Below are 24,379 nucleotides of genomic sequence, written 5' to 3' on the forward strand. Positions count from 1 at the left end.
GCTGCACTCCTCGCGCTCACTTGATACCCCCGTGCGGGTGGAGGTGGTTCTCGGCCTTCATCCAGTTCTCGATCCGCAGCTGCTCCTCGCGCCCCTCGCGGACCGCCTTGGTCCACTCGGCGCGGCGGGCCTTGTCACTGCGGTACGACGACGGCATCGAGCCGTACGGGACGACCGGCAGGTCGCCCCGCGCCAAGCGGGCCTCGTGCATCTTGCGCCCGTTCGGGCCCAGCGGCTCGTGCATGACCTTCTCGCGGAGCTTGAGAATCGCGTCGATGAGCATCTCCGGCCGGGGCGGGCAGCCCGGGAGGTACATGTCGACGGGCACGATGTGGTCGACGCCCTGCACGATGGCGTAGTTGTTGAACATGCCGCCGCTGCTGGCGCAGACGCCCATCGAGAGCACCCAGCGGGGCTCGGCCATCTGGTCGTAGATCTGGCGCAGGACCGGTGCCATCTTCTGGCTCACCCGGCCGGCCACGATCATCAGGTCCGCCTGCCGGGGCGAGGCGCGGAACACCTCCATGCCCCAGCGGCCCAGGTCGTAGTGCGGGCCACCGGCGGCCATCATCTCGATGGCGCAGCAGGCCAGGCCGAAGGTGGCGCCCCAGAAGGACGTCTTCCGCGACCAGTTGACCAGCGACTCCACGGAGGTGAGCAGGATGCCGGCGGGAAGCTTCTCCTCGATACCCATCTGCGTGTCTCCCTCAGTCCCAGTCCAGGCCGCCGCGCCGCCACACGTAGGCGTATGCGACGAAGACCGCGACGATGAACAGGACCATCTCCACGAAGCCGAAGATCGGCAGGGCGTCGAACGAGACCGCCCAGGGGTAGAGGAAGATGATCTCGATGTCGAAGACGATGAAGAGCATCGCCGTCAGGTAGAACTTGATCGGGAACCGGCCGCCCCCGACGGGCTGCGGGCTGGGCTCGATGCCGCACTCGTACGCCTCGAGTTTGGCTTTGTTGTACCGGCGCGGGCCGGCGAAGCGGGCGGCGGCCACGGAGAACAGCGAGAACGCCGCGGCGAGGGCGAACAGCCCGATGATGGGTGCGTAAGGCGAGAGCGTCATTGTGGTCTCCTGCTCGTCCTTCCCTGCCCTCGGCGGTGGTTGGCCAAAATCACACTATTCACGTCCCTCACGACGGCTGTCGGCGGGGTCGATCCCTGTCCAGCCTGCGGTCTTCGTCGACCGCCCGGCCGGAGCCCCGCACTCCTCGGCGACCTGCGGGCTCACGCGCACTCCTCGTGCTACACGGCTGGCGCCGCCTTCGTCATCGCGTTGATGACCCGGTCCATCGCGTCCCCGCCGCGCGGGTCGGTCAGGTTGGCCAGCAGCTTGAGCACGAACCGCATCAGGGCTGGATGCGGCATGCCGTGCTTGGTGGCCATCCGCATGATCTCCGGACGGCCGATCAGCTTCACGAAGATCCCGCCGAGCCGGTAGTAGCCGCCGAACCGGGCCTTCAGTTCCTGCGGGTACGCCATCAGCGCCCGCTCCCGCTCGGCACCGGCCGGCCGGGCGAGGGCCTGCACCGCGACCTCCGCGGCCAGCTCTCCGGACTCCATCGCGTACGCGATGCCCTCGCCGTTGAACGGGTTGACCATGCCGCCGGAGTCGCCGACCAGCATGACGCCGCGGGTGTAGTGCGGCACCCGGTTGAAGCCCATCGGCAGCGCCGCGCCGAGGATCGGCCCCTCGGCGTTCGACTCGTCGGTCATTCCCCAGTCCTCGGGGGTGTTGGCCAGCCAGTCGGTGAGCAGCCGCCGGTAGTTGGTCTTGCCGAAGGCGGTCGAGGAGTTGAGCACACCGAGGCCGACGTTGACCCGCCCGTCGCCGAGACCGAAGATCCAGCCGTACCCGGGGAGCAGGTTGTCGCCGCTGGCCTTGCTGCGCAGCTCCAGCCACGACTCCAGGTAGTCGTCGTCGTGCTTGGCCGGCGAGCGGTAGTACCGCCGGACGGCCACCCCGATCGGCCGGTCCTCCCGCTTGGCAAGCCCGAGGGCGAGTGGGAATCGGCCGGAGACGCCGTCCGCGGCGACCACCAGCGGGGCGCGGAAGGTGGCGGGCTCCTTGTCCGGGCCGACCTCGGCCTCCACCCCGACCACCCGGTTGTCGGCGTCGAGCACCGGACCGATCACGTTGACGTTGGTGCGCAGCTTCGCCCCGGCCGAGACGGCGCGCTGGGCGAGCAGGTCGTCGAAGTCGAGCCGGGTGCGGACCAGGCCGTAGTTGGGGAAGCTGGCCAGGTCCGGCCAGTCCAGCTCCAGGCGGACGCCACCGCCGATCACCCGCAGGCCCCGGTTGTGCAGCCAGCCCGCCTCGGGCGAGGTGTCCACGCCCATCCGGATGAGCTGCCGGACCGCGCGCGGGGTCAGCCCGTCGCCGCAGACCTTCTCCCGTGGGAATTCGGTCTTCTCCAGCAGCAGCACCCGCACACCGTGCTGCGCCAAGTGGTACGCCGTCGCCGAGCCACCAGGACCGGCGCCCACGACGATCACGTCGGCGTCGTTCTCCACCGCGGTCATCTGGGCCTCCTCCCGCGTGCTCGTGAAATCCTTCACAAGCCGGTCGGGTGGAGTCTATGACCGGCGCTACCTCCCTGCCGGGTTAGGTGGACCTAACTTGCCGAGGTGGGAGCCGCCGGGATCCACAAAGGGGTCAAAGCGGCGCGGAGGTGGGTCCGTCCAGACCCGCATCGACCCGGATGGCCTCCGGCAGGTGGTCACGCAGTGCGCCGCCGGCCGCGCGGTCCAGGGCCGCCAGCACCTCCGCCACCACTTGACGGACGTCGGCCGGGTCGACCCCCGCCAACTCCCTGAGCTGGGCGACGAGTTCTGCGGCGTCCTCGCTCGGCGTCGCGCGCGCCGGCTCTGCTCCCGTCACGGAGCAAGCCTATCGGGCAAAGTGGACTAATTACGCGCATCCGACAAACGCGTCGGAATGACTCAGTCCCGAACCGCGCGGTGCAGGGCGACCACACCGCCGGTGAGGTTGCGCCAGGCCACCCGGCCCCAGCCGGCCGAGCCGATCCGCGCCGCCAGGGCCTGCTGGTCCGGCCAGGCCCGGATCGACTCGGCGAGGTAGACGTACGCGTCCGGGTTGCTGGACACCGTGCGGGCCACCCCCGGCAGGAAACGCATCAGGGAGGACAGGTAGACCGTGCGGAACGCCGGGTTGACCGGGGTGCTGAACTCGCAGACCACCAGCCGGCCACCGGGCCGGGTGACCCGGGCCAGCTCACTCAGGGCCGCGTCGGTGTCCGACACGTTGCGCAGCGCGAAGGAGATGGTCACCGCGTCGAAACTGGCGTCCGCGAAGGGCAGCCGCAGCGCGTCCCCGGCCAGCAGCGGCATCGTCGGGCGGGACCGCTTGCCGGCGTGCAGCATGCCGAGAGAGAGGTCAGCGCCGACCGCGTACGCGCCGGACTGGGCCAGCTCCTCGGTCGAGACGCCGGTGCCCGCGCCGACGTCCAGCACCCGGTCGCCGGGGCCGAGCCCGAGAGCCCCCCGGGTGGCCCGCCGCCAGAACCGGTCCTGCCCGAAGGAGAGGACGGTGTTGGTGAGGTCGTAGCGGGCGGCCACGCCGTCGAACATCGCGGCGACCTCGTGCGGCTGCTTGTCCAGGCTGGCGCGCTGGCCCTGCGGGGTAAGGCTCACCCCTCCACTCTGCCAGCCGACACCCCACCCACCGATTCCGGGGCGGCGGCGCACGGCGGAGGTACGCGGACGGGCGGGGTGGTCACCCACCCCGCCCGTCCCGGCGCGTCGCGTCAGTCGTTCCCGACGGTCAGGCGTTCGACCTCTCGTCCCCCGGGGTCACCAGCAGCACCCGGCGGCGGCGGGAGAGCACCAGCAGCGCCCCTCCGGCCAGCAGCACGGCGCCGCCGATGCCACCGATCAGCCCGGCCTGCACGCCGGTCACCGGAAGCCCGCCACCGCCACCGCCGGTGCCCGGCGAGGTGGTCGCGCTCGGCTCGGCGGACGGGCCCGGGGTCGGAGCGCCGGTCGGCGTCGGGGTGGGGGTGGGGGTGGGCTGGGCGGACAGGTCCACGAAGACGTCGAAGACGGCCTGGTTGTCGACCTCGTCCGTCTCGGTGAAGGCGCGACGCTGGGCCGCCGAGGCGACCTGCGACTCCTCCTCGGGAGCGCCCTGCGCCTCGTCCAGCCCGTACGCGAAGAGTTCGCCGATGCGCAGCACCGGCTGGTCGGCGTCGTCCGCGACCTTCACCCGTACGTCGTCGGTGTAGTACTCGCCCGGCCGGATCACCGCGCCGGCGTCCTCGCAGAACGCCTGGGCCAGGCCGCCGAACTCCTGCTCGACGCAGTTCTCGGGCAGCTTCGCGAAGCTGACCTTGGCCGGCAGCGTGATGGCGTAGAAGACGCCGGTCGCCCGGCGACTGCCGTCGTTGTAGATCGCCCAGTCCAGCGGGGCGGTCGCGCCGCGCGGGATCGGCTTCAGGTCCGGCTCGTTGCTCTGCGCGCCGTCGACCACGACGTTGGCGTACCCGTCCTGCACCCAGGAGGTGAGGTCGTAGCCGGGGCGGGTGACGGTGATGTCGACGGTCTCGCTGTTGTCGTCCGTGTCCGGGTCGGCGGTCGACGAGGCGACCGTCACCTTCAGCGCGCCGCCCTTGCCCCGGCCGCCGGCGCTGAACAGCGGGATGCCGAAGTCCTCGCTGGTGCCGCCGGCCAGGTCGCCGAGCAGGCAGGTGAAGGCCGTGCCGGAGACCTCGCAGCCGTCGGGGACGACGAAGCCGACCCGCTTGGTCAGGCCCTTCGTCTCCACGGTGACCCGGACGTCGCGGGCCGCGACCGAGCTGCGGGTGTTGTCGACGGTGAACTTGAACGGCTTGGCCTTGGCCGCCTCGACGCCCTTGGCCAGGTTCTGGCTGAGCGGGACCAGCGCCAGGTCGGCCTGGTCGGCCGCCTGGGCCGGGGCCGCCACGGTGGCCAGGCCGCCGGCGGCCAGCAGCGCCACGGCGCCGACACGGGCCAGGGCCGAACGGTGGAACGAGGTCATTGATCCCCCGGGGTTAGGGAAGAAGGAGGGTTTTTGCGGAACCGAGCGGACGTTATCCGAGGTAGATCGATTGCGCCAGGAGCTGGCACGGCAATTCATCCGTCCGGCCCCGGCCGTCAAGACGGTGGGGGCGGGATGGTCGACCATCCCGCCCCCACCGCCGTGCTCTATGTGAACGGCCCCCACGGGCCGATGGAGGACTGAGCCTCGGACCACGTCGCGGGGGACGTTAGCGACCCGCGCTGGCCTGCGCGACCCTTTCGGACGACAAGACGCACACCAGGTCCGACAGGCCGAGCAGAACTGTCCGGACCGCCGATCGGCTCACCGGCCGACCGGCCGGTGAGCGCTCGCCCAGCGTGTCCGCCGGTGCGCGGTGGGTCAGTTGACCTCGACCAGCGGCAGCGGCCGGCCAGCCCCGCCGCCCGGCATGGCGATCGACGAGAAGTGCGAGACCACCCGGTCGTCGGTCGGGTCGTCGGCCGGGGTGCGGTGCACCGCGAGCCGGCGGTAGAGGGTGTCCCGCTGGGCCGGGATGCGGTCGGCCGAGCGGATCATGCCGATCAGCTCGTGCAGGTTGGAGCGGTGCCGGGCGCCAGCCGAGGAGATGACGTTCTCCTCCAGCATGATCGAGCCGAGGTCGTCCACCCCCATGTGCAGGGCGAGCTGGCCGACGTCCTTGCCGGTGGTCAGCCAGGACGCCTGGAGGTGCGGGACGGTCTCGAAGAACAGCCGGGCCATCGCGACCAGCCGCAGGTACTCCAGCGTGGTGGCCTGCGTGCGGCCCTTGAGGTGGTTGTTCTCCGGCTGGTACGTCCACGGGATGAAGGCCCGGAACCCGCCGGTGCGGTCCTGCACGTCGCGGATCATCCGCAGGTGTTCGATCCGCTCGGTGTTGGTCTCGCCGGTGCCCATCATCATCGTCGCGGTCGACTCCAGGCCCTGCCGGTGGGCCAGCTCCATGACCTCCAGCCAGCGCGCGCCGGACTCCTTGAGCGGCGCGATGGCCTTGCGCGGCCGGTCCGGCAGCATCTCGGCGCCGGCGCCGGCGATCGAGTCCAGCCCGGCCACCTTGATCCGGGCGATGGCCTCGTCGAGGCCGACGCCGGAGACCTTGGCCATGTGCAGGATCTCGCTCGGCCCGATCGAATGGATGGCGAGCTGCGGGTACGCCTTCTTCACCGAGGAGAACAGCTCCTCGTAGTACTCCACCCCGTAGTCGGGGTGGTGGCCGCCCTGGAGCATGACCTGGGTGGCGCCCAGCTCGACCGCCTCGCCGCAGCGGCGCAGAATCTCCTCGGTCGGGTGGGTCCACCCCTCCTTGTGCTTGGGGGCGCGGTAGAAGGCGCAGAACTTGCACGCCGTCACGCAGACGTTCGTGTAGTTGATGTTGCGGTCGATCAGGTACGTGACGATGTCGTCGGGGTAGCGCCGCCGACGCACCGCGTCGGCCGCCTCACCGAGGGCGTGGAAGGGCGCCTCGGTGTAGATCAGCAGGGCCTCCTCGGGCGTGATCCGCCCGCCGTCCGCGCCGCGCTGCAGGATGTCGTCGATCTCCCGGCTCACACTCACGCCCCCGAGCCTACGTCGCCCCGCCCCCGGCCGGCCGGACCGGACTCCTGTCGACCAGGACACAGCCCGCCCCGGGCGACCGCAAGCGCGGGGGACTTACCCGGGATTGATCGATCAATTAGCATGCGTGAATGATCACGGACCTGACTCCCCCCGCCCCTCGCCCACTACCCCGCCGGACGCTGCTCGCCCTCGTGCCTCTCGCGGCGACCGCGCTGGCCCTGGCGACGGTGAGCCAGCCGGCACAGGCAGCGACCACCCCGGCCCCGGAGTGTCTCGCCGACCTGATCACGGCCTGATGGCCACCATCCCCTGGCTCGCCGACGTGCTCCGCGGCGCCGGCGTCACCGTGGTCGAACACGGCAACTGGCTCGGCCGGGTCGCCGGCAGCTCGTTCGCCCCGATCGGCGTGCTCTGGCACCACACCGCGTCCACCTCCAGCGCCGCCAACCCGCACCCCGCCCTGAACATCTGCATCAACGGCCGGTCCGACCTGCCCGGCCCGCTCTGTCAGGCGCTGGTCGACTACAACGGCGTCTTCCACGTCATCTCGGGCGGACGGGCCAACCACGCCGGCGTCAGCCGGGGCAGCGGCCCCATCCCGGCCGGCGACGGTAACACCCTGATGGTCGGTTGGGAGATCGACTACAACGGGGTCAACCAGGCCATGACCAACGCCCAGTACTCCGCCTCGGTGCTCGCGACCGCCGCCGTGCTGCGACGGCTCGGCCGGGACGCCAGCTACGCCCGGGGCCACCGGGAGACCAGCACCAGCGGCAAGATCGACCCCTCCTTCATCGACCTCGACTCGATGCGCGCCGACGTGGCCCGCCAGCTCGCCGGCAACCCACCTCTCGACCTCACGGAGAACGACATGAGGCTGATCCAGTCCACCAACCGGGGCATCGCCCTGGTCGGCCCCGGCTACTTCCGCCAGCTCAGCAACAACGAGGAGGTGACCGCCGCCGTCGCGCTGGTCGGCAACCCCCTGATCGGCAACGACCGCCAGTTCGACCTGTGGCGCAGCATCGCCTTCGACGGCCAGGTCAAGGCCCCGTCGGCCTGACACCGACGATGAACACATACTCCCGCCGCCAGGCGCTCGCCCTGGTGTCCAGCGGAGCCACCCTGGTCGCCACTGGCGTCGGGCTGTCCCAGGCGGCCTCCGGCGAGCCTGCCCAGGCCGCCTGCTCGTCGATCCCACCGAACGCCGACGACGCCGTCCTGACCGCCGTCTACCAGGTCGCCACCGGGCTGTCGGTCAACGATCGGGTGCTGCTCGCCGGCTTCGAGGCCGGCTGGGTGGAGTCGCGGATGAACAACCTGCCCTGTGGCGACTCCGACTCGCTGGGCGTGTTCCAGCAGCGTCCCTCCCAGGGCTGGGGCACCCCCGCGCAGATCATGAACGTGGCGTACGCGGCCAACTCGTTCTTCGTCCGGGCCGTCCCGCTGGCCGCCGCCAACCCCGGCTGGTCGGCCGGGCGGGTGGCGCAGGGCGTACAGCGCTCCGCCTTCCCGGACCGCTACGACGCCGCGCAGGCCACCGCGCAGGCGCTCATCGCCCGGGCCCGCGGGCAGACCACCCCACCCCCGCTCGACCTCTGGAAGGACGACATGAGGCTGATCCAGTCACCCGGCCGGGGCATCGCACTGGTCGGTGCCGGCTACTTCCGCCAGCTCCGCAACGACGAGGAGGTGACCGCCGCCGTCGCGCTGGTCGGCAACCCCCTGGTCGGCAACGACCGCCAGTTCGACCTGTGGCGCAGCATCGCCTTCGACGGCCAGGTCAAGGCCCCGAGCTGACGCCAGGCGGGGGCGGGGCCCGGGAAGGATGGCGGGATGCTGCTGCTGGTACCCGCCGACCCGCTCCGGCCCCGCCGGCCGGAACCGCACTTCGCGCCGGAGGCGACGACCGCCCGGGAGGCCGGCGTGCCGGTCTCGGTCGTCGACCACGACGCGCTCGCCCGGGGCGACGCCGACGCCGCCCTGCGACAACTGCCCGAGGAGACCGAGGCGGTCTACCGCGGCTGGATGCTCCGCTCCGAGCGGTACGCCGCCTTCGCGGACGCGCTGGCCGCGCGGGGCGTCACGCTGCGTACCGGCGCCGAGCAGTACCGGCGGGCGCACGAACTGCCCGGCTGGTACCCGGAGCTGAGGCCCGTGACGCCGGCCACGACGTGGACCGTGGGGGACGGGCGGGGCGCGTTCGACCGGGCCCGCGCCACGCTGGGCGACGGCCCGGCCGTGCTCCGCGACTACTGCAAGTCGATGAAGCACCACTGGGACGAGGCGGCCTTCGTACCCGATCTGGCCGACCCCGAGGCCGCCTGGGCGGTGGCCCGCCGGTTCAGGCAGCTCCGCGAGGACGACTTCGTGGGCGGTTTCGTGCTGCGCCGCTTCGAGCTGTTCACCTCGGCGGAGGTGCGAACCTGGTGGCGGGACGGCCGGTGCGTGCTGGTCGGCCCGCACCCGGACACCCCGGACCGACCCCCCGCCGTCGACCCCGACCTGACCGCCGTCGCGCCGCTGGTGGCCGGCCTGGGACTGCCCTTCGTCACGGTCGACCTGGCGCTGCGCGACGACGGGGTGTGGCGGGTGATCGAGCTGGGGGACGGCCAGGTGAGCGACCGGCCCACCACCGTCGACCCGGCACGCCTGCTCACCCCGCTGCTGGCCTGAGCGCAACCGGCGGCGGGGCGCGCCAGCGTGGCCACTTCCACGCAGTCGGCGTTGCAGCCGCTGCGGGTGGACTTGCGCCAGGTCGCGCCCGACAGCTCAGGGATGCTCATCCTCGGCCCTGGATCGATGAAGATCGTCGGCCGGCGGAACCGGTTCCGTCCGGGCTGTGCGAGAACCCCGACTGCCGGTGCGCCCGATGGGAGCGCAGGCAGCACCGCTCCAGAAGGTCATCGAGTTCTCGAACCGAGGCCCAGGCCCTCATGCCATGCACCACGACCAGGAGCCCCACTTTCGACGCCAGGCCAGGCCATGACTGACCGCGCGGGAGATCTTGGAACGAAGTGGCCCCTGGAGGGGCCATTTGCTACCAAGATCTCCGGTCATCCTAAACTGCGGAACGGAATTCCCAGAATATGGACAGCTTGGGCGGGTTCGGCGAGGGCGGGCAGGGCGGGGCGGACAATCCGCGACTTTGCCGGGGCACTGCTGTTCCCCCGCCAGCCACTCGCACCCCCATGCCACCCGCAGCCGCCAGGTCCCGCAATCGTTCCGAGGCGTGCCCCCGTTCGGCCCACGTCCGCCACGGCGGCTGACCGCCACCCTTGCCCTGGTTGGCACTCGCACTCCTCGCCGCCGCATCCGCAGCAGCGATCACGGCAATCCGCTCATCCCAAGTGCGGGAAAGGGAGGAAACCGAGAGCGACCACGTTCCCCCTGACGATGCGAGAGCTGCAGCACCCGCCCGCAGCTGACCGTCGGCCACCGCAGCTCTCGCGACGACCTGACAAGCAGGTCAGGCGTCGTAGTCGATCGTGAGGGTGTCGGTGACCGGGCTGGACTGGCAGGTCAGGACGTATCCGGCCGCCACCTCGTCCGGCTCCAGCGCGTAGTTGCGGGCCATCGTGACCTCGCCGTCGACGACCTTCGCCCGGCACGTCGAGCAGACCCCGCCCTTGCACGCGTACGGCAGCTCGCCGCGCACCCGCAGCGCCGCGTCGAGGACCCGCTCCTCACGACCCATCGTGAAAGACGACGACCGGCCGTCGAGCACGATCGTCACCTCCGCCCCGGCACCGGGCCGGTCGGCCGGGCGGCGCGGCGGCGCGGGGGCCTCGGCGACGTGGAACAACTCCGTGTGCACCGCCGACTCCGGCACGCCGCGCTCCGCCAGCACCGCCTTCGCGTCGACCACCATCCCGTACGGGCCGCAGAGGAACCACTCCTCGATCGCGTCGCCCGGCACGATGGTCTCCAGCAGCCAACCCAGCCGCCCGGCGTCGATCCGGCCCGACAGCAGCGGCGACTCGCCCCGCTCGCGGGAGAGCACATGCACCAGGTGCAGCCGGGTCGGGTACCGGTCCTTCAGGTCCGCCAACTCCTCGGCGAACATCACCGAGTTCGCCGAGCGGTTGCCGTACACCAGGGTGAAGGTGCTGGCCGGCTCGATGGCCAGGGCGGTGGCGACCAGCGCGAGCACCGGGGTGATGCCGGAGCCGGCGACCACCGCGCCGTAGCGGCGGGCCCGGTCCGGCGCGAACGCCGTGGTGAAGTGCCCGAGCGGGGGCAGCACCTCGACGGTGTCGCCGTGCCGCAGCGCACCGCAGGCGTACGCGGAGAACGCGCCGCCGGGGATCTCCCGCACCCCGATCCGCAGCCGGCCGTGCCGGGCCAGATCGTCGGGCGTCGAGCAGATCGAGTACGACCGCCGCACGTCCTCGCCGTCCTCCCCGACGCGCCGCACGGTGAGGTGCTGGCCGGCGCGGAACGCGAAGGTCTCCCGAAGCTCCTCGGGCACGGCGAAGGTGACCGCCACGGCGTCGGCGGTGAGCCGGTCGACGGCGGCGACGGGCAGCGGGTGGAAGGCCGGCCGGCGACGGGCCGGGCGGGTGATCGTGACAGTCACAGCGCCTTCAGGTGGTCGAAGGGTTCTGAGCAGGAACGGCAGCGCCAGAGCGCCTTGCAGGCGGTGGAGCCGAACCGGCTGATCTGCTCGGTCTCCGGGGAGCCGCAGCGCGGGCAGCGGACGGCGAGGGTCAGCGGCACGACCGGACCGGACGGGACCGGGGCCGGCGGCGCGATGCCGGCGTCGGCGAGCTTCGCCCGACCGGTCTCGGAGATCCAGTCGGTGCTCCACGCCGGGCTGTAGACCGTGCGGACCTCGGCGTCGGGGTGGCCGGCGGCGGCGAGCGCCCGGCGGATGTCGGCGCGGATCACGTCCATCGCCGGGCAGCCGGTGTAGGTGGGGGTGATGGTGACGGCCACCCGGCCGGTGGCCGGGTCCTCGTCGACCGCCCGCAGAATGCCGAGTTCGTCGATGGTGATCACCCGGATCTCCGGGTCCACCACCGCCGCCACGGCCTCCCTCGGACTCACCGGTGCCACGCTTCGCTCGCGACTGCGGGGCTCCGCTTCGCTGCGCTCCTCGCGTTCACCACGGCCGCCCGCCGTTCCCGACTGCGGGGCTCCGCTTCGCTGCACTCCTCGCGCTCACCACGGCCGCCCGCCGTTCCCGACTGCGGGGCTCCGCTTCGCTGCACTCCTCGCGCTCACCAGTTCGCCCCCGGGTGGGCGCGGTGCAGCACCTGCATCTCGGTGAGCAGGTACGACAGGTGCTCGGTGTGCAGGCCGTCCCGCCCGCCGGCCGGCGCCCAGCCGTCCGCCGGCCGGGACAGCGTGGCCTCGGCGAGCACCGGGTCCACTGCGGCGTCGAACGTCGCGCGCAGGGTGGTCGGGTCGACCGGCGCGCCCGGGAACGGCGCGAACAGCTCGTGGACGTACGGCCAGACCTGGTCGACGGCGGCCTGCATCCGGCGGTGCGACTCGGCGGTGCCGTCGCCGAGCCGCCGCACCCAGAGCGACGCGTGGTCGAGGTGGTACGCGGACTCCTTGCGCGTCTTGGCCCCGATCGCGGCGAGCCGCTCGTCGGCGCAGCCGGCCAGCGCGGCGTACAGCGGGAGCTGGTACGCCGACAGGAAGAACAGCTTCGCCACGGTCACCGCGAAGTCGCCGTTGGGCAGCTCCACCAGCAGGCAGTTGCGGAACTCCCGGTCGTCGCGCAGGTACGCCAGCGCGTCCTCGTCCCGGCCGGCGCTCTCCAGCTCGCCCGCGTACGTGAGCAGCAGCCGGGCCGCGCCGAGCTGGTCGAGGGCGACGTTGGCCAGCGCGATGTCCTCCTCCATCTCGGGGGCGCGGGTGGTCCACTCCCCGAGCCGTTGCGCGGCGACCAGCGCGTCGTCGCCGAGGGCGAGGGCGAAGTCGAAGGGGCCGTTCACAGGTGGGCCACCCCGTCCGGGACCTCGTAGAAGGTGGGGTGGCGGTAGACCTTGTCGGCCGCCGGGTCGAAGAAGGCGTCCTTCTCGTCCGGGCTGGACGCGGTGATCGCGCCGGCCGGCACCACCCAGATCGAGACGCCCTCCTGGCGACGGGTGTACAGGTCCCGGGCGTTGCGCAGGGCCAGTTCGGCGTCGGGGGCGTGCAGGCTGCCGACGTGGGTGTGCGCCAGCCCGCGCCGGGCCCGCACGAACACCTCCCAGAGCGGGGACTGCTCGGTCATGCGGCTACCTTCTCCTTCTTCTCCGCCTGCTTGGCGGCGTACGCCGTGGCAGCCTCGCGCACCCAGGCGCCGTCGGCGTGGGCGCGGCGGCGGTGCTCCATCCGCTGCCGGTTGCACGGCCCCTGGCCCTTGATCACCCGCATCAGCTCGTCGTAGTCGGGCTGGGTGTAGTCGTACGCCTGCCGCTCGTCGTTCCAGCGCAGGGCGGGGTCGGGCAGGGTGAGGCCGAGGATCTCGGCCTGCTGCACGCACATGTCGACGAAGCGCTGCCGCAGCTCGTCGTTGGAGAACCGCTTGATCTTCCACGCCATCGACTGCGCGGAGTGGGTGGAGTCGCCGTCCGGCGGGCCGAACATGGCGAGCGACGGGTACCACCAGCGGTCGACCGCGTCCTGCGCCATCGCCTTCTGGTCGGGGGTGCCATGGGCCAGAATGTGCAGGATCTCGTAGCCCTGCCGCTGGTGGAACGACTCCTCCTTGCAGACCCGGATCATCGCGCGGGCGTACGGCCCGTAGGAGCAGCGGCAGAGCGGGACCTGGTTGACGATCGCCGCGCCGTCCACCAGCCAGCCGACCACGCCCACGTCCGCCCAGGTCAGGGTCGGGTAGTTGAAGATCGAGCTGTACTTCTGCCGCCCGTCGAGGAGGAGCCGCACCAGCTCGTCCCGGCTGATGCCGAGGGTCTCCGCGGCGGCGTACAGGTAGAGGCCGTGCCCGGCCTCGTCCTGCACCTTGGCAAGCAGGATCGCCTTGCGCTTGAGCGAGGGCGCCCGGCTGATCCAGTTCCCCTCCGGCTGCATCCCGATGATCTCGGAGTGCGCGTGCTGGGCGATCTGCCGGATCAGCGTCTTCCGGTACGCCTCGGGCATCCAGTCGCGGGGCTCGATCTTCTGGTCGGCGTCGATCACGTCGGCGAAGTACGCCTCCAGGTCGGTGTCCGGGCCGGGGGCGCCACCGCGCCGCCGGGCCGCCGCCTCCCGCAGCGCCGCCTCCGCCGCCTCCACCTCGCCGAGCAGGCTGCCGCCGGGCGCGTCGTCCGGGGCGGGGAAGTCGTTGCCATACATGACAGCAAGTGTTACAGCTCGCAACTTCTGGCACCAGAGGGTGTCATAGGTTTCCGAAGACACCTTCCGTCACGGACTGTCACTTTCGGTGTCGGCGCAGGTCGAATCGGGGCTATGACATGGGTCACTAAACGAAGGTGAAAGCCACCAAGGACGGCAAAGCGGGCGATTATCCCGCCTTCATAGCAACCTGACAGGCGTCGGATCCTGGCGTCAGGGCCGTCCGGACGTAGACTTTGCCGGTCACACCGATCGGCTGCCGACGATTGCCAGCGCCAGACGGAGGCCGCTTCCCCCGGCCTCGGCGATCACGCCGACCCTTTCGGAAAACGACCGGGCCCCCCGGCCCTGACATCTGGAGCTCATCCACTCATGCGACCTCGCGTGGCCATGGTGCTCGCCGTCGTGGCGGTCCTCCTCGGCAGCGCCATGCTGGTTCCCGCCGCTTACGCCCAGTTCTCCGACGACGACACCGGCGGATCAGGCGGGGGCACGCAGAGCGTGGCGGCACCCGAGCCGACCGCCCCGCCGCCGCCGACCCTGGCCGCCGGCCCGGTCACGATGAACTTCTCCGGCGAGTTCTTCTCCTGGGCCCTGCTGGATCGAACCACCGGCACCATCTCCGGCTCGAAGAACCTGGCCTCGACCAACTCCACCGAGTCGATGATCAAGGCCTGGATCGTCTCCGACTACCTGCGCCAGCTCGGCGACAAGGAGCCCTCCGCCACGCTGAAGAAGCAGGCGAGCCTGGCCATCCGGGACAGCAACGACGACGCGGCGAACGCCGTCCACCGCGCGGCGGGCGGCTCGTACAAGGTGTATCCGAACGGCCAGCCGAACCCGGTGATCAAGCGGGCCATCAGCATCTGCGGCCTCACCGACACCAAGCGCGGCAACGTCTCCGGGTACGAGGGCTACTGGAGCTTCACCCGGATGTCCCCCCGGGACGCCGTCCGGCTCGGCGACTGCATCGCCAACGGCAAGGCGGCCGGGCCGAAGTGGACCAAGTGGGTGCTCGACGAGATGAGCAAGGTCCGCGGCAGCGTCAAGGAGCAGCAGCTCAAGTCCGGCGGCGGCAGGTGGGGAATCGTCGACGGTTTGCCCGCCGAGATCAAGGCGCAGGGCCCGGTCAGCATCAAAAACGGCTGGACGCCGTTGAACTACGACGGGAACTGGCACGTCAACTGCCTCACGGTCACCGAGAAGTGGAGCCTCGCCGTCATGCTGCGCTACCCGCAGAAGAGCGGTCTGTCCTACGGCGCGAAGGTCTGCGCCGGCGTGGCGACCCAGCTGGTCACCCCGCAGCCGGGTGCCGCGCTCAAGGTGCCGCAGCAGCCGATCGGGAAGCTCTGATGGCGGGCAGCCGCCGGGCCCGCGACGGGGACGCCTCTCCGCTGCGGCTGATCGTGATCGCCGTCGTCCTGATCGGGCTGGTGCTGGTGTCGCTGCGGCTGATGCCCGGCTCCCCGCTGGCCTCAGCCGCCACCGCCGAGTGGGGTGACCCGTCCGCCCCGGTCGACCGCGCGGCCGCCGAGGCACCGGACCGCAGCTCGCGTCCCAGCCCCACGGCCAGCCCGTCGCCGTCGCCGTCGCCGGAGCCGCTGCCGTTCGCCGACAAGCAGATCGACCTCGACATCAAGGGCTGGTACGCCTGGAGCGTGCTGGACACCCGGACCGGGAAGATCATCGGTTCGGAGAACATGGACGAGACCAACACCACCGCGTCGCTGATCAAGGCCTGGATCGTCGCCGACTACCTGCGCCTGGCCGACAAGGCCGGGCAGGCGCCGAGCGACGCGAAGCTCGCCGACGCCACCCGGATCATCCGGGACAGCGACAACACCCGGGCCGAGCAGTTCTACAACTCCGTCGGCCGGTCCGCGTCGATCAAGCGGCTGATCTCCATCTGCAAGACCACCGACAGCAGCGTCGCGGCCGACGGGGGCTGGAGCCGGACCGCCCTCTCCCCCCGGGACACCGCGCGACTCGGCGCGTGCATCTCCGACGGTCGCGCAGCCGGCCCGGAATGGACGAAGTGGCTGATCAACGAGATGCGGCTCGTCCGGGGTGCCGGTGACTTCGGCATCCGCAAGGCGTTCCCGGAGGCGGAACGGAAGAAGATCGCCATCAAGAACGGCTGGATCGACCGGACCAAGGAGCAGGAGATGCACATCAACTGCCTGGCCATCGGCGACAACTGGACGATGGGCGTGATGGTCCGCTACCCGATCAACATGGGCTACGAGTACGGCATGAAGAACTGTCAGAAGATCACCGAGGCGGTACTGCGCTCGACCACCTGACGGCGGGCCCCTCGGCCCCCTCGCGGCCGGACCACGGGGTGCCGCTCGGCACCGCATGTGGAGCTGCCCCGTTTGCGCTACCGGGGCGGCGGTAGCACGAACGGGGCAGCTCCACATGCGGCAACGGAGGAGGGTTGGCCGGCCCGGGGCGGCCCGAGCCGAGTCCCAAACCAACCCGAGCCAGCCCCAAACCAACCCGAGCCGGTCCCAAACCAACCCAAACCAACCCGAGCCACAAGCCGGCCCAGCCGAGACCAGCCCGAGCCCGAGGCGGCCCAGGCCGGGCGCGTACGGGTAGCCGCGCACGCGTACAGGCCGCGCCGTCAGCCGGCGAAGAACTCCGGGCCGCCCTCGGGCAGGGCCGGGGCCTCGCCGATCTCGGCCGCCCGGCGGGCGAACTCGCGCAGCCCGGCCACCTGCCGCTCACCGAGCGAGAAGTCCAGCGCCCGGAAGTACGTGGCCAGGGTCTCGGCGTCGAACGGCTCCCAGCGGGCGGCGGCCTCGGCGACCTGGTCCAGCTCGGCGAGGCAGAGGTCACGCGAGCGCAGGAACGCCTCGTGCACCTCCTTCACCAGGCCGGGGTGGGCGGCGGCGAAGTCCCGGCGTACCGCCCAGACGGCGAAGACCATCGGCAGGCCGGTCCAGTCCCGCCAGGCCTGGCCGAGGTCGGTGACCTCCAGGCCGCGCCGGGGCGCCTCGTAGAGCGCCCGCAGCGCCACGTCGCCGATCAGCACTCCGGCATCCGCCTCCAGCAGCATCTGGGTCAGGTCGGGCGGGCAGCGGAAGTACTCGGGGTTCACGCCGTACCGCTCGCCGAGCAGCAGCCGGGCCAGCAGCACGCCCGTGCGGGAGGTCGAGCCGAGGGCCACCCGACCGCCGTCCAGCTCGGCCAGCGGCCGGGTCGACACCACGTTGACCGAGAGCACCGGGCCGTCGCTGCCCACCGCGAGGCCGGGCAGCAGCAGCAGCTCGTCGGCGTGGCGCAGGTACTCGACGTGCGAGATCGGCCCGATGTCCAGGTCTCCGGCGACGAGCGCGGCGCTGAGCCGGTCCGGCGAGTCCTTGTGCAGGTCGACGTCGATCAGGGCACCGGAGCGCATCAGACCCCAGTAGATCGGCAGGCAGTTCAGGAACTGGATGTGTCCGACGCGGGGGCGGGCGATGCGGTCAGCCATGCTGCGACCGTATCCCCGCAGCCCGTCCGGGGCTCAGCGGGCGGCTCTCGAAGTGGCCAATTCCGCATCCGCCCCCGGGACCGCCCCGCCCCGCCGGGCGGCGGCGACACGCTCCGCGCGAGCTGCCCGGGCGACCGGGACGGCGAACGCCCCGACCGCCAGCGTCCCCGCGAGGCCGCACGCCGCCACCAGCGGTCGGGGCTCGGCCAGCTCCAGCAGCAGGCCGCCCGCCGCGAACCCGACCATCGAGGCACCCTGGGTGGCCGCCCCGAACACGGCGTACGCCCGGCCCAGCGCGACCTGCGGCACCCGACGCGCCAGCAGCACGTTGTTCAGGACGTTGTCCCCGCCGTTGGCCACCCCGCCGAGCAGCCAGACCGGGACCAGCAGCCAAGCGGACGGCACCGCGGCGGAGACCAGCACCGCGACGCAGCAGCCGCCGAGCAGGAGCAGGCCCGTGCCGAGCAGCCGGCCGTCGTCGGTGATCCGGCGGGCCAGCGGGGTCAACGCCCACGCGCCCAGCACGACGCCGAGCGTCCAGGACCCGGTGACCAGCCCGTAGACCGTGGTGGAGCTACCCAGCGTCTCCCGGATGAAGAACACCTCGATCACGTTGATCGCCCCCACCGCGCCGATCACCCCGGCGAGCGAGGCCACCATCGCGACGAGCAGCCGGTCCCGACGCAGCCGCCAGCCCTCTGCGGTCGGCCCGGCCTCTGCGGTCGGCCCGGCCCCGTGCGTCGCCGGCTCCGCCCCTGGCGTCGGCCCCGCCCCGGGCTTCACCCGGGCGGTGGACCGGGCGCCGCCCCGGCGCGTCCGGATCAGCAGGCCGGCGGCGACCAGGACGAGGTAGCTGGCGGCGTCCACGAGCAGCGGCAGGCGGGTGCCGAACCCGCCGACCAGCAGACCGGCCAGCGCGGGGCCGGCGAGCGCGCCGAGGGTGCCGGCGGTCTGGTTGAGGGCGCTGGCCCGGGGCAGGTCCGCCGGCCGCACCATCGCCGGCACCAGCGCGGAGAGCACCGGCTGGGTGACCGCGAGGCCGGCCGCGAGCAGCGCCACCAAGCCGATCACCAGGGCTGGGTGCCGGGTGTACGCGAGGGCCAGGCAGATCGCGGCCTGGGCCAGACCGGCCCCCACCAGCAGGGTGCGGGAGCTCACCCGGTCGGCGAGCCGCCCGGTCAGCGGGGCGAGCGCGACCAGCGGCAGGGTCGCCGCGATCAGCAGCCCCGACACGGCCGTCCCGCCGGCCCCCGCGGACTGTAGGGCCAGGGTGAGGGCGCTCGCCGCAAGGAAGTCCCCGCAGCTGGAGACGCCTCGGGCGACGGTGGCGAGCCAGACGTCGGACCAGCGCGACCGGTCAGATGCGAAGGACATGCTTCGAAAATAATCCTTCACACTTGCCGCTGGCAATCCCTACCGCCCGCCGTGCCCCGCTCAGTCGATGGGCACCGACCGCCACTGCACCGCGACGGTGCGCGCTCCCGCCGGCGGGTCCGACCGCAGCCGGCGGCGGTACGGCGCCAGCAGGCCCTGGACGGCCTTGTTGAGCGCGTCCAGCTCCTCGGCGGTGAGCAGCAGCACGCTGTCGCTGAACGAGCCGGCGGCGTACCACTCCCGGGACTCCTCGGGCGCCCGGCGGAGCCAGTCCCGGGTCCGCTGCGTGTCCCGCGCGATGTGCGCCTCCACGAGGGCCAGGACGGCGGCCCGCGCCTCGGAGTCGGCCGCCTGGCCCGCCTCCACGTAGTAGGACGGGCTGAACGCCCGCCACACCCGCTCCCGGGCGTCCCCCCGGCTCGGCGCCTGCTCGACCAGGCCGAACTTCGCCAGCGCGCGCAGGTGGTAGCTGGTCGCGCTCGGCGAGAGCCCGACCAGCTCCGCGCACTCGGTGGCGGTGGCCCCACCCGGAAGCGAGGCGAGATGTTCCATGATCGCGAGCCGGGCCGGGTGGGCCAACGCCCGCATCACCTGCGGATCGCTGATCGTCACCCGCTGCCGCTCGGGCCGTGCCTCGGTCATGGCCCCATGATCCCGGCGCAGGGGCGGCCCGGCCAACCGATGACTCGTCCCGGTAAACCGCCTGCCGGGCCAGCCCGACGGGGCGTAGACTGCTCGCCCCGCCGACGGCCGCGGTGTCGAACACCGCAGCGGACGTCCCCGCGCCGGCCTTTGCGCCGGAAACGCGAGCGGCAGCGTTTGTTCCCCGCGCCGAGGAGTACGTCGGATGACCCTGCACGCACCCGTTTCACTCGACACCGAACTTGCCGCCGAACGGGCCCACCTGGACGTGTCCCGCGCCGCGCTGGCCCGCATGCGCGAACGGACCGAGGCGCTCTTCGCCACCGGCCACAACGTCGCCGGAGACGCGTACACGGCCGAGATGCTGGGACGCACCCTGTCCCGCCGCGTCGCTGAACTGGCCGACCAACCCGACACCCCGCTGTTCTTCGGCCGGCTCACGTTCGGCGACGAGGAGCACCACATCGGCCGCCGCCACGTCACCGACGACCTCGGCGAGCCCATGGTGCTGGACTGGCGGGCGCCGGTGTCCCGGGCGTTCTACCGGGCCAGCGCCCGCGACCCGCAGGGCGTCACCGTGCGACGCCGCTTCGGCTTCGACCGTGGCGCGCTGACCAGCTTCGAGGACGAGCGGCTGGACCGGGGCGAGGAGTTGGGTACGACCAGCCGCATCCTCACCGCCGAGATCGAGCGCCCCCGCGTCGGGCCGATGCGGGACATCGTCGCCACCATCCAGCCGGAGCAGGACGAACTGGTCCGCGCCGACCTGGCCGACTCGATCTGCGTGCAGGGGGCGCCGGGCACCGGGAAGACGGCGGTCGGCCTGCACCGGGCGGCGTACCTGCTCTACCTGCACCGGGAACGGCTGCGCCGCTCCGGGGTGCTGATCGTGGGGCCGAACCGGGCGTTCCTGTCGTACATCGCGGCGGTGTTGCCGGCGCTCGGCGAGGTCGAGGTCGAGCAGGCGACCGTGGAGGACCTGATCGCCCGGATGCCGGTATGGGCGGGCGAGGACCCGGCGGTGGCGATCCTCAAGCATGATCCGCGGATGGCCGAGGTGCTGAGCCGGGCGGTCGAGTCGCGGATCGCCGCGCCGACCGAGCCGATCATGGTCTCCGACGGGTCGTTCCGCTGGCGGATCGGCCTCGACCCGCTGCACCGGCTGGTCGAGGAGACCCGCCGGGAGGGGCTGCCGTACGCCACCGGGCGGGAGCGGGTCCGGGCCCGGGTGGTCGGCCTGCTACAACGCCAGTCCGAGGCCCGCCGGGCCGAGTCGCCGGGTGACGCCTGGCTGCGCCGGATGGGCAAGTGCCGCCCGGTCGCCGACTTCCTGGACGCGGCCTGGCCGGCGCTCACCCCGGAGGGGCTGGTGTACTCCCTGCTCGCCGACCCGGCGGCGCTCGCGACGGCCGCCGACGGGGTGCTCACCGACGCCGAGCAGGCGCTGCTGACCTGGGCGAGACCGGCGCGCACCCCGAAGGCTACGAAGTGGACGGCCGCCGACGCGGTGCTCGTCGACGAGGCCGCCGGGCTGTTGGAGCGCCCCGCCGGCTTCGGGCACGTGGTGGTCGACGAGGCGCAGGACCTGTCCCCCATGCAGTGCCGGGCCCTCGCCCGGCGCAGTGAGCACGGTTCGATCACCCTGCTCGGCGACCTGGCCCAGGGCACCGCCCCGTGGGCCGCCCGCGACTGGCGGGAGTCCCTGGCCCACCTGGGCAAGCCGGACGCGGTGGTGGTGCCGCTGAGCATCGGCTTCCGGGTCCCCGCCGCCGTGGTGGCGTTCGCCAACCGGCTGCTGCCGGCGCTGGAGGTGGACGTGCCCCCGGCCGAGTCGCTGCGCCGCGACGGCGCGCTGGACGTGCGTACGGTGGACGACCTGCCGGCGGCGACGGTGGCCGAGGTGCGGGCGGCGCTGACGCACGACGGCTCGGTCGGCGTGATCGCCGCCGACGACGCGGTGGCCGGGCTGCGCGCGGCGCTGGCCGGCGCGGGGATCGACACCGCGACCGCCGACGACGTGGAGACCGCGGCGCGGGTCACCGTCGTCCCCGCCACCCTGGTCAAGGGCCTGGAGTACGACCACGTGGTGGTCGTCGAGCCGGCCGCGATCGTGGCCGCCGAGCCGCGCGGCCTGCACCGGCTGTACGTGGTGCTCACCCGGGCGGTCTCCCGCCTGACGGTGCTGCACACGACCCCCCTCCCGGCCCCGCTGGGCTGAGTCGAACACGGCCGGTCTGGCCACGTCCTGTGCGACGGGTCAGCCGCACCGCACCGACTTGGGCGATCGCGGGACCTGCCGAAGGCCTCTGTCCCCAGTGGTGGACGGGGAGTGCACCATAGGGCGGCGGCAACTGTCCGCCGGCCAACTCGAAGGAGCCGTCATGATCCTCGCCCGCGCCGACCAGGCCACCCGTCGGTACGACGACGTGCTCGCCCTCGACCGGGTCAGCCTCGACGTGCGTGCGGGCGAGCTGGTCGGCCTGCTCGGCCCGAACGGTGCCGGCAAGAGCACCCTGCTGAACCTGCTGGTCGGGCTGCGCCGGCCCACCGCCGGCCGGGTCGAGCTGTTCGGTGGCGACCCGCGCGACCCCGCCCACCGCCAGCAGATCGGGGTCACCCCGCAGGAGACCGGCCTGCCCGGCACGCTGCGGGTCGGCGAGGTGGTCGACTTCGTGGCCGCCCACTTTCCGGACCCGGTCCCCCGGGGCGAACTGCTGGACCGGTTCGGCCTCACCGACCAGGTCCGGCGGCAGACCGGCGGGCTCTCCGGCGGTCAGCGCCGCCGGCTGGCCGTGGCGCTCGCCTTCGTCGGCCGGCCCCGGCTGGTGGTCCTCGACGAGCCGACCACCGGGCTGGACGTCGAGGCCCGGCACAGCCTCTGGGCGGCGATCCGCAGCTTCCACGCCGACGGCGGCACCGTGCTGCTGAGCAGCCACTACCTGGAGGAGGTGGAGGCGTTGGCGCACCGGGTGGTGGTGATCGGGCAGGGCAGGGTGCTGGCCGACGACACCACCGAGGCGATCCGCGGGGTGGTCGGCGTACGCCGGGTCAGCCTGGTCGCGGCCGACCTGCCGGCGCTGCCGGGGGTGGTCCGGGTCGAGCGCGTCGAGGACCGCACCCACCTGCTCACCACCGACGCCGACCGGCTGGTGCGGGCGCTGGTGGCCAGCGGCGCGCCGTTCCACGACCTGGAGGTGCGCCCGACCTCGCTGGAGGAGGCGTTCCTCGCGATCACCGCACCGGGTGGGCAGGACGCCGTCCCCGGCGGAGCCGGCGCCCCACCGACCGCCGCCGACCACGCCGGCCAGCCCGCCACCGCCTGAGGAGACACCGGTTCCCGTGAGACTCACCCTCGTGCACGCCCGCTACCAGCTCCTGGAGACGATCCGTATCCCGGTGGCGGTCTTCGGCAGCGCCTTCTTCCCCGCCGTGTCGATGCTCTTCTTCGTGGTCCCGTTCGCCGGGGACGATCCGACCGGAGCCACCTACGCCACCGCCGCCATGGTCACCTTCGCGGTGATGAGCGCCAACATCTTCCAGTACGGCGTCGGCGTGGCCGAGGACCGCGCCCAGCCCTGGAACCCGTACACCCGCACGCTGCCGGCCGGGCCTGCGCCGCGCTTCGCCGGCCGGGTACTCGCGGGGCTGGCGCTGACCCTGCTCTCCCTGCTGCCGGTGGTGGTGATCGCGGCGCTGCTCACCGACGCCCGGATCAGCCCCGGGGCGTTCGGCCTCGCCGTCGCCGCCGTCGCGCTGATCTCGGTGCCGTTCACCCTGCTGGGCCTGGCCATCGGGTACGCGCTGCCGAGCAAGGCGGCGATCGTGGTGGCCCAGGTCGTCTTCTTCCCGCTGGCGTTCGGCGGCGGGCTGCTCTCCGCCCCGGGCAGCGCGCCCGCGTTCGTCGAAACGATCGCGCCGTACCTGCCGACCCGGGGCGCGGTCGAGCTGATGTGGGCGGCGGTCGGTCCCTGGCGTCCCGCGCCGCTCTCGGTGGCCATGCTCGGCGTCTGGATCGTGGGGCTGGCGGCGCTCGCCGGGTGGGCGTACCGGCGCGACGAGGGTCGCCGCTTCCACTGACCCGTCCGACGGCATCACGCGGAGGCCGGGAGGTCGACGCCACCCGGGTCAGTTCGTCCTAATTTCGCCCGCCCGGCCCGGGTGCGATGCCAGGATGCGGGCAGGGTGTCCCGCCGGGGCCGCCCCCTGCGAGAGGGGTCAGTGTGAGCACCGTCCCGCCGGGCACGCCGTGCTGGGCCGACCTGGCCACCCCGGACCTGGCGGGCGCGCGGCGCTTCTACCCGGAGCTGTTCGGCTGGACCGGCCGGATCGCCCCGCAGCCGGAGGCCGCCGGCTACACCACCTTCCTCTCCGACGGCCGGTCGGTGGCGGGCGCCGGGCCACCGGCCACCCCGGGCCAGGTGCCGATCTGGTCGACGTACGTGGCGACCGACGACGCGGACCTGGTCACCACCCGGGTGGAGGCGGCCGGGGGGCAGGTGCTGGTCACCCCGTTCGACGTGTTCGACCAGGGCCGGATGGCGGTCTTCGCCGACCCGGCCGGCGCGGTGTTCAGCGTCTGGCAGCCGATGGCCCACCCGGGGGCGGAGCTGTTCAACGCCCCGGGGGCGATGAGCTGGAACGAGCTGGTCACCCCGGACCCGGAGGGCGCGAAGGTCTTCTACGATCTGGTCTTCGGCTGGCATCCGGAGGAGCAGCCGACGGAACCGGTCACGTACACCGGGTGGCGGCTGGGCGGGCGGATCGTGGCCGGGATGATCCCGCCGCTGGGCGACGGCTTTCCGGCCGATCTGCCGGCGTACTGGACCGTCTACTTCGCCGTGGCGGACGCCGACGCCACCGCCGCCCGGGCCGCCGAGCTGGGCGGCACGATCCTGGTCCCGCCCCGCGACATCCCCCAGGGTCGGCTCGCCGCCCTCCGCGACCCGCAGGGTGCCCTCTTCTCCGTCATCGCCCTCGCCGACTGAGCCCGGCA

25 protein-coding genes and 1 pseudogene are annotated in these 24,379 nt (G+C 72.7%); 10 read left to right on the plus strand and 16 right to left on the minus strand.

Going from position 1 to position 24,379, the window contains the following annotated elements; genetic code table 11:
* Positions 1 to 16: 16 nt before the first annotated feature.
* The 7 genes from ACH4T9_RS21735 to mqnC all read right to left on the minus strand — a co-directional run bounded on the left by ACH4T9_RS21735 (position 17) and on the right by mqnC (position 6,596).
* The gene (locus tag ACH4T9_RS21735) at positions 17 to 694 is read right to left on the minus strand and encodes a NuoB/complex I 20 kDa subunit family protein (RefSeq protein WP_396671549.1); all 678 of its coding nucleotides are present in this window, start codon (positions 692 to 694) and stop codon (positions 17 to 19) included.
* Between the two features lie 13 nt (positions 695 to 707).
* Positions 708 to 1,073 carry an NADH-quinone oxidoreductase subunit A gene (locus tag ACH4T9_RS21740; RefSeq protein WP_043961418.1) on the minus strand — a complete coding sequence of 122 codons (366 nt, stop codon included), beginning with the start codon at positions 1,071 to 1,073 and terminating at the stop codon, positions 708 to 710.
* Between the two features lie 179 nt (positions 1,074 to 1,252).
* On the minus strand, positions 1,253 to 2,530 hold the full coding sequence (locus ACH4T9_RS21745) for a geranylgeranyl reductase family protein (protein ID WP_396671550.1): 1,278 nt from the start codon (positions 2,528 to 2,530) through the stop codon (positions 1,253 to 1,255).
* A gap of 133 nt (positions 2,531 to 2,663) precedes the next feature.
* A complete protein-coding gene (locus ACH4T9_RS21750; RefSeq protein WP_396671551.1) occupies positions 2,664 to 2,888 on the minus strand; it encodes a hypothetical protein in 225 nt (74 codons plus the stop codon).
* 62 nt (positions 2,889 to 2,950) lie between these two features.
* Positions 2,951 to 3,661, minus strand: a complete 711-nt coding sequence (locus tag ACH4T9_RS21755) for a demethylmenaquinone methyltransferase (protein WP_396671552.1) — start codon at positions 3,659 to 3,661, stop codon at positions 2,951 to 2,953.
* A 130-nt stretch (positions 3,662 to 3,791) separates the two neighbouring features.
* A complete protein-coding gene (locus ACH4T9_RS21760) occupies positions 3,792 to 5,024 on the minus strand; it encodes an LPXTG cell wall anchor domain-containing protein (RefSeq protein ID WP_396671553.1) in 1,233 nt (410 codons plus the stop codon).
* 381 nt (positions 5,025 to 5,405) lie between these two features.
* On the minus strand, positions 5,406 to 6,596 hold the full coding sequence (mqnC, locus tag ACH4T9_RS21765; protein ID WP_396671554.1) for a cyclic dehypoxanthinyl futalosine synthase: 1,191 nt from the start codon (positions 6,594 to 6,596) through the stop codon (positions 5,406 to 5,408).
* A 131-nt stretch (positions 6,597 to 6,727) separates the two neighbouring features.
* On the opposite strand from mqnC, the gene ACH4T9_RS21770 reads away from it, so the two are divergent.
* Genes ACH4T9_RS21770 through ACH4T9_RS21785 form a run of 4 tightly spaced genes read left to right on the plus strand, consistent with a single transcriptional unit; the run spans position 6,728 to position 9,275 of the window.
* The gene (locus ACH4T9_RS21770; protein WP_396671555.1) at positions 6,728 to 6,895 is read left to right on the plus strand and encodes a hypothetical protein; all 168 of its coding nucleotides are present in this window, start codon (positions 6,728 to 6,730) and stop codon (positions 6,893 to 6,895) included.
* Positions 6,895 to 7,662, plus strand: coding sequence for an N-acetylmuramoyl-L-alanine amidase (locus ACH4T9_RS21775; RefSeq protein WP_396671556.1), 768 nt, complete (start codon positions 6,895 to 6,897; stop codon positions 7,660 to 7,662). Before ACH4T9_RS21770 ends, ACH4T9_RS21775 begins: the two co-directional genes overlap by 1 nt.
* Before the next feature lie 8 nt (positions 7,663 to 7,670).
* The gene (locus ACH4T9_RS21780; RefSeq protein WP_396671557.1) at positions 7,671 to 8,399 is read left to right on the plus strand and encodes a hypothetical protein; all 729 of its coding nucleotides are present in this window, start codon (positions 7,671 to 7,673) and stop codon (positions 8,397 to 8,399) included.
* Between the two features lie 36 nt (positions 8,400 to 8,435).
* The gene (locus ACH4T9_RS21785; RefSeq protein ID WP_396671558.1) at positions 8,436 to 9,275 is read left to right on the plus strand and encodes an ATP-grasp domain-containing protein; all 840 of its coding nucleotides are present in this window, start codon (positions 8,436 to 8,438) and stop codon (positions 9,273 to 9,275) included.
* A gap of 20 nt (positions 9,276 to 9,295) precedes the next feature.
* Here the strand turns inward: ACH4T9_RS21785 and ACH4T9_RS21790 are convergent.
* The 6 genes and pseudogenes from ACH4T9_RS21790 to paaA all read right to left on the minus strand — a co-directional run.
* A pseudogene (locus ACH4T9_RS21790) lies at positions 9,296 to 9,385 on the minus strand (DUF397 domain-containing protein); the annotation flags it as partial.
* Between the two features lie 683 nt (positions 9,386 to 10,068).
* The gene (gene paaE / locus ACH4T9_RS21795) at positions 10,069 to 11,178 is read right to left on the minus strand and encodes a 1,2-phenylacetyl-CoA epoxidase subunit PaaE (RefSeq protein WP_396671559.1); all 1,110 of its coding nucleotides are present in this window, start codon (positions 11,176 to 11,178) and stop codon (positions 10,069 to 10,071) included.
* Positions 11,175 to 11,648, minus strand: a complete 474-nt coding sequence (paaD, locus tag ACH4T9_RS21800) for a 1,2-phenylacetyl-CoA epoxidase subunit PaaD (protein WP_396671560.1) — start codon at positions 11,646 to 11,648, stop codon at positions 11,175 to 11,177. The genes paaE and paaD overlap by 4 nt, the downstream gene beginning before the upstream one ends.
* A 173-nt stretch (positions 11,649 to 11,821) precedes the next feature.
* Positions 11,822 to 12,547 carry a 1,2-phenylacetyl-CoA epoxidase subunit PaaC gene (gene paaC, locus ACH4T9_RS21805; protein WP_396671561.1) on the minus strand — a complete coding sequence of 242 codons (726 nt, stop codon included), beginning with the start codon at positions 12,545 to 12,547 and terminating at the stop codon, positions 11,822 to 11,824.
* Positions 12,544 to 12,828, minus strand: a complete 285-nt coding sequence (paaB, locus tag ACH4T9_RS21810; RefSeq protein WP_396671562.1) for a 1,2-phenylacetyl-CoA epoxidase subunit PaaB — start codon at positions 12,826 to 12,828, stop codon at positions 12,544 to 12,546. Before paaB ends, paaC begins: the two co-directional genes overlap by 4 nt.
* Positions 12,825 to 13,892, minus strand: a complete 1,068-nt coding sequence (paaA, locus tag ACH4T9_RS21815) for a 1,2-phenylacetyl-CoA epoxidase subunit PaaA (protein WP_387020738.1) — start codon at positions 13,890 to 13,892, stop codon at positions 12,825 to 12,827. The genes paaB and paaA overlap by 4 nt, the downstream gene beginning before the upstream one ends.
* Before the next feature lie 372 nt (positions 13,893 to 14,264).
* Between paaA and ACH4T9_RS21820 the strand changes: the two genes are divergently transcribed.
* A complete protein-coding gene (locus tag ACH4T9_RS21820; RefSeq protein ID WP_396671563.1) occupies positions 14,265 to 15,245 on the plus strand; it encodes a hypothetical protein in 981 nt (326 codons plus the stop codon).
* A complete protein-coding gene (locus ACH4T9_RS21825; RefSeq protein ID WP_396671564.1) occupies positions 15,245 to 16,195 on the plus strand; it encodes a hypothetical protein in 951 nt (316 codons plus the stop codon). The genes ACH4T9_RS21820 and ACH4T9_RS21825 overlap by 1 nt, the downstream gene beginning before the upstream one ends.
* A 323-nt stretch (positions 16,196 to 16,518) precedes the next feature.
* On the opposite strand, the gene ACH4T9_RS21830 is transcribed toward ACH4T9_RS21825, so the two are convergent.
* Genes ACH4T9_RS21830 through ACH4T9_RS21840 form a run of 3 tightly spaced genes read right to left on the minus strand, consistent with a single transcriptional unit; the run spans position 16,519 to position 19,386 of the window.
* Positions 16,519 to 17,370, minus strand: a complete 852-nt coding sequence (locus tag ACH4T9_RS21830) for a menaquinone biosynthetic enzyme MqnA/MqnD family protein (RefSeq protein ID WP_396671565.1) — start codon at positions 17,368 to 17,370, stop codon at positions 16,519 to 16,521.
* A gap of 33 nt (positions 17,371 to 17,403) precedes the next feature.
* Positions 17,404 to 18,744, minus strand: a complete 1,341-nt coding sequence (locus tag ACH4T9_RS21835) for an MFS transporter (protein WP_396671566.1) — start codon at positions 18,742 to 18,744, stop codon at positions 17,404 to 17,406.
* A gap of 60 nt (positions 18,745 to 18,804) precedes the next feature.
* Positions 18,805 to 19,386 (minus strand): ArsR/SmtB family transcription factor, encoded by a 582-nt coding sequence (locus ACH4T9_RS21840; RefSeq protein ID WP_396671567.1) that lies wholly within the window; start codon positions 19,384 to 19,386, stop codon positions 18,805 to 18,807.
* A 205-nt stretch (positions 19,387 to 19,591) separates the two neighbouring features.
* Between ACH4T9_RS21840 and ACH4T9_RS21845 the strand changes: the two genes are divergently transcribed.
* The 4 genes from ACH4T9_RS21845 (at position 19,592) to ACH4T9_RS21860 (ending at position 24,371) form a co-directional block, all read left to right on the plus strand.
* Entirely contained in the window at positions 19,592 to 21,604 is a 2,013-nt protein-coding gene (locus ACH4T9_RS21845; RefSeq protein ID WP_396671568.1) for a HelD family protein, read from the plus strand.
* A 163-nt stretch (positions 21,605 to 21,767) separates the two neighbouring features.
* Complete coding sequence (locus tag ACH4T9_RS21850; RefSeq protein ID WP_396671569.1) at positions 21,768 to 22,709, plus strand: ABC transporter ATP-binding protein; 942 nt, start codon at positions 21,768 to 21,770, stop codon at positions 22,707 to 22,709.
* 16 nt (positions 22,710 to 22,725) lie between these two features.
* The gene (locus ACH4T9_RS21855) at positions 22,726 to 23,463 is read left to right on the plus strand and encodes an ABC transporter permease (RefSeq protein WP_396671570.1); all 738 of its coding nucleotides are present in this window, start codon (positions 22,726 to 22,728) and stop codon (positions 23,461 to 23,463) included.
* 143 nt (positions 23,464 to 23,606) lie between these two features.
* Positions 23,607 to 24,371: a VOC family protein gene (locus ACH4T9_RS21860; RefSeq protein WP_396671571.1), complete on the plus strand. Its 765-nt coding sequence runs from the start codon at positions 23,607 to 23,609 to the stop codon at positions 24,369 to 24,371.
* Positions 24,372 to 24,379: the final 8 nt, after the last annotated feature.

Source organism: Micromonospora sp. NPDC020750 (assembly GCF_044334565.1).
Taxonomy (GTDB): Bacteria; Actinomycetota; Actinomycetes; order Mycobacteriales; family Micromonosporaceae; genus Micromonospora.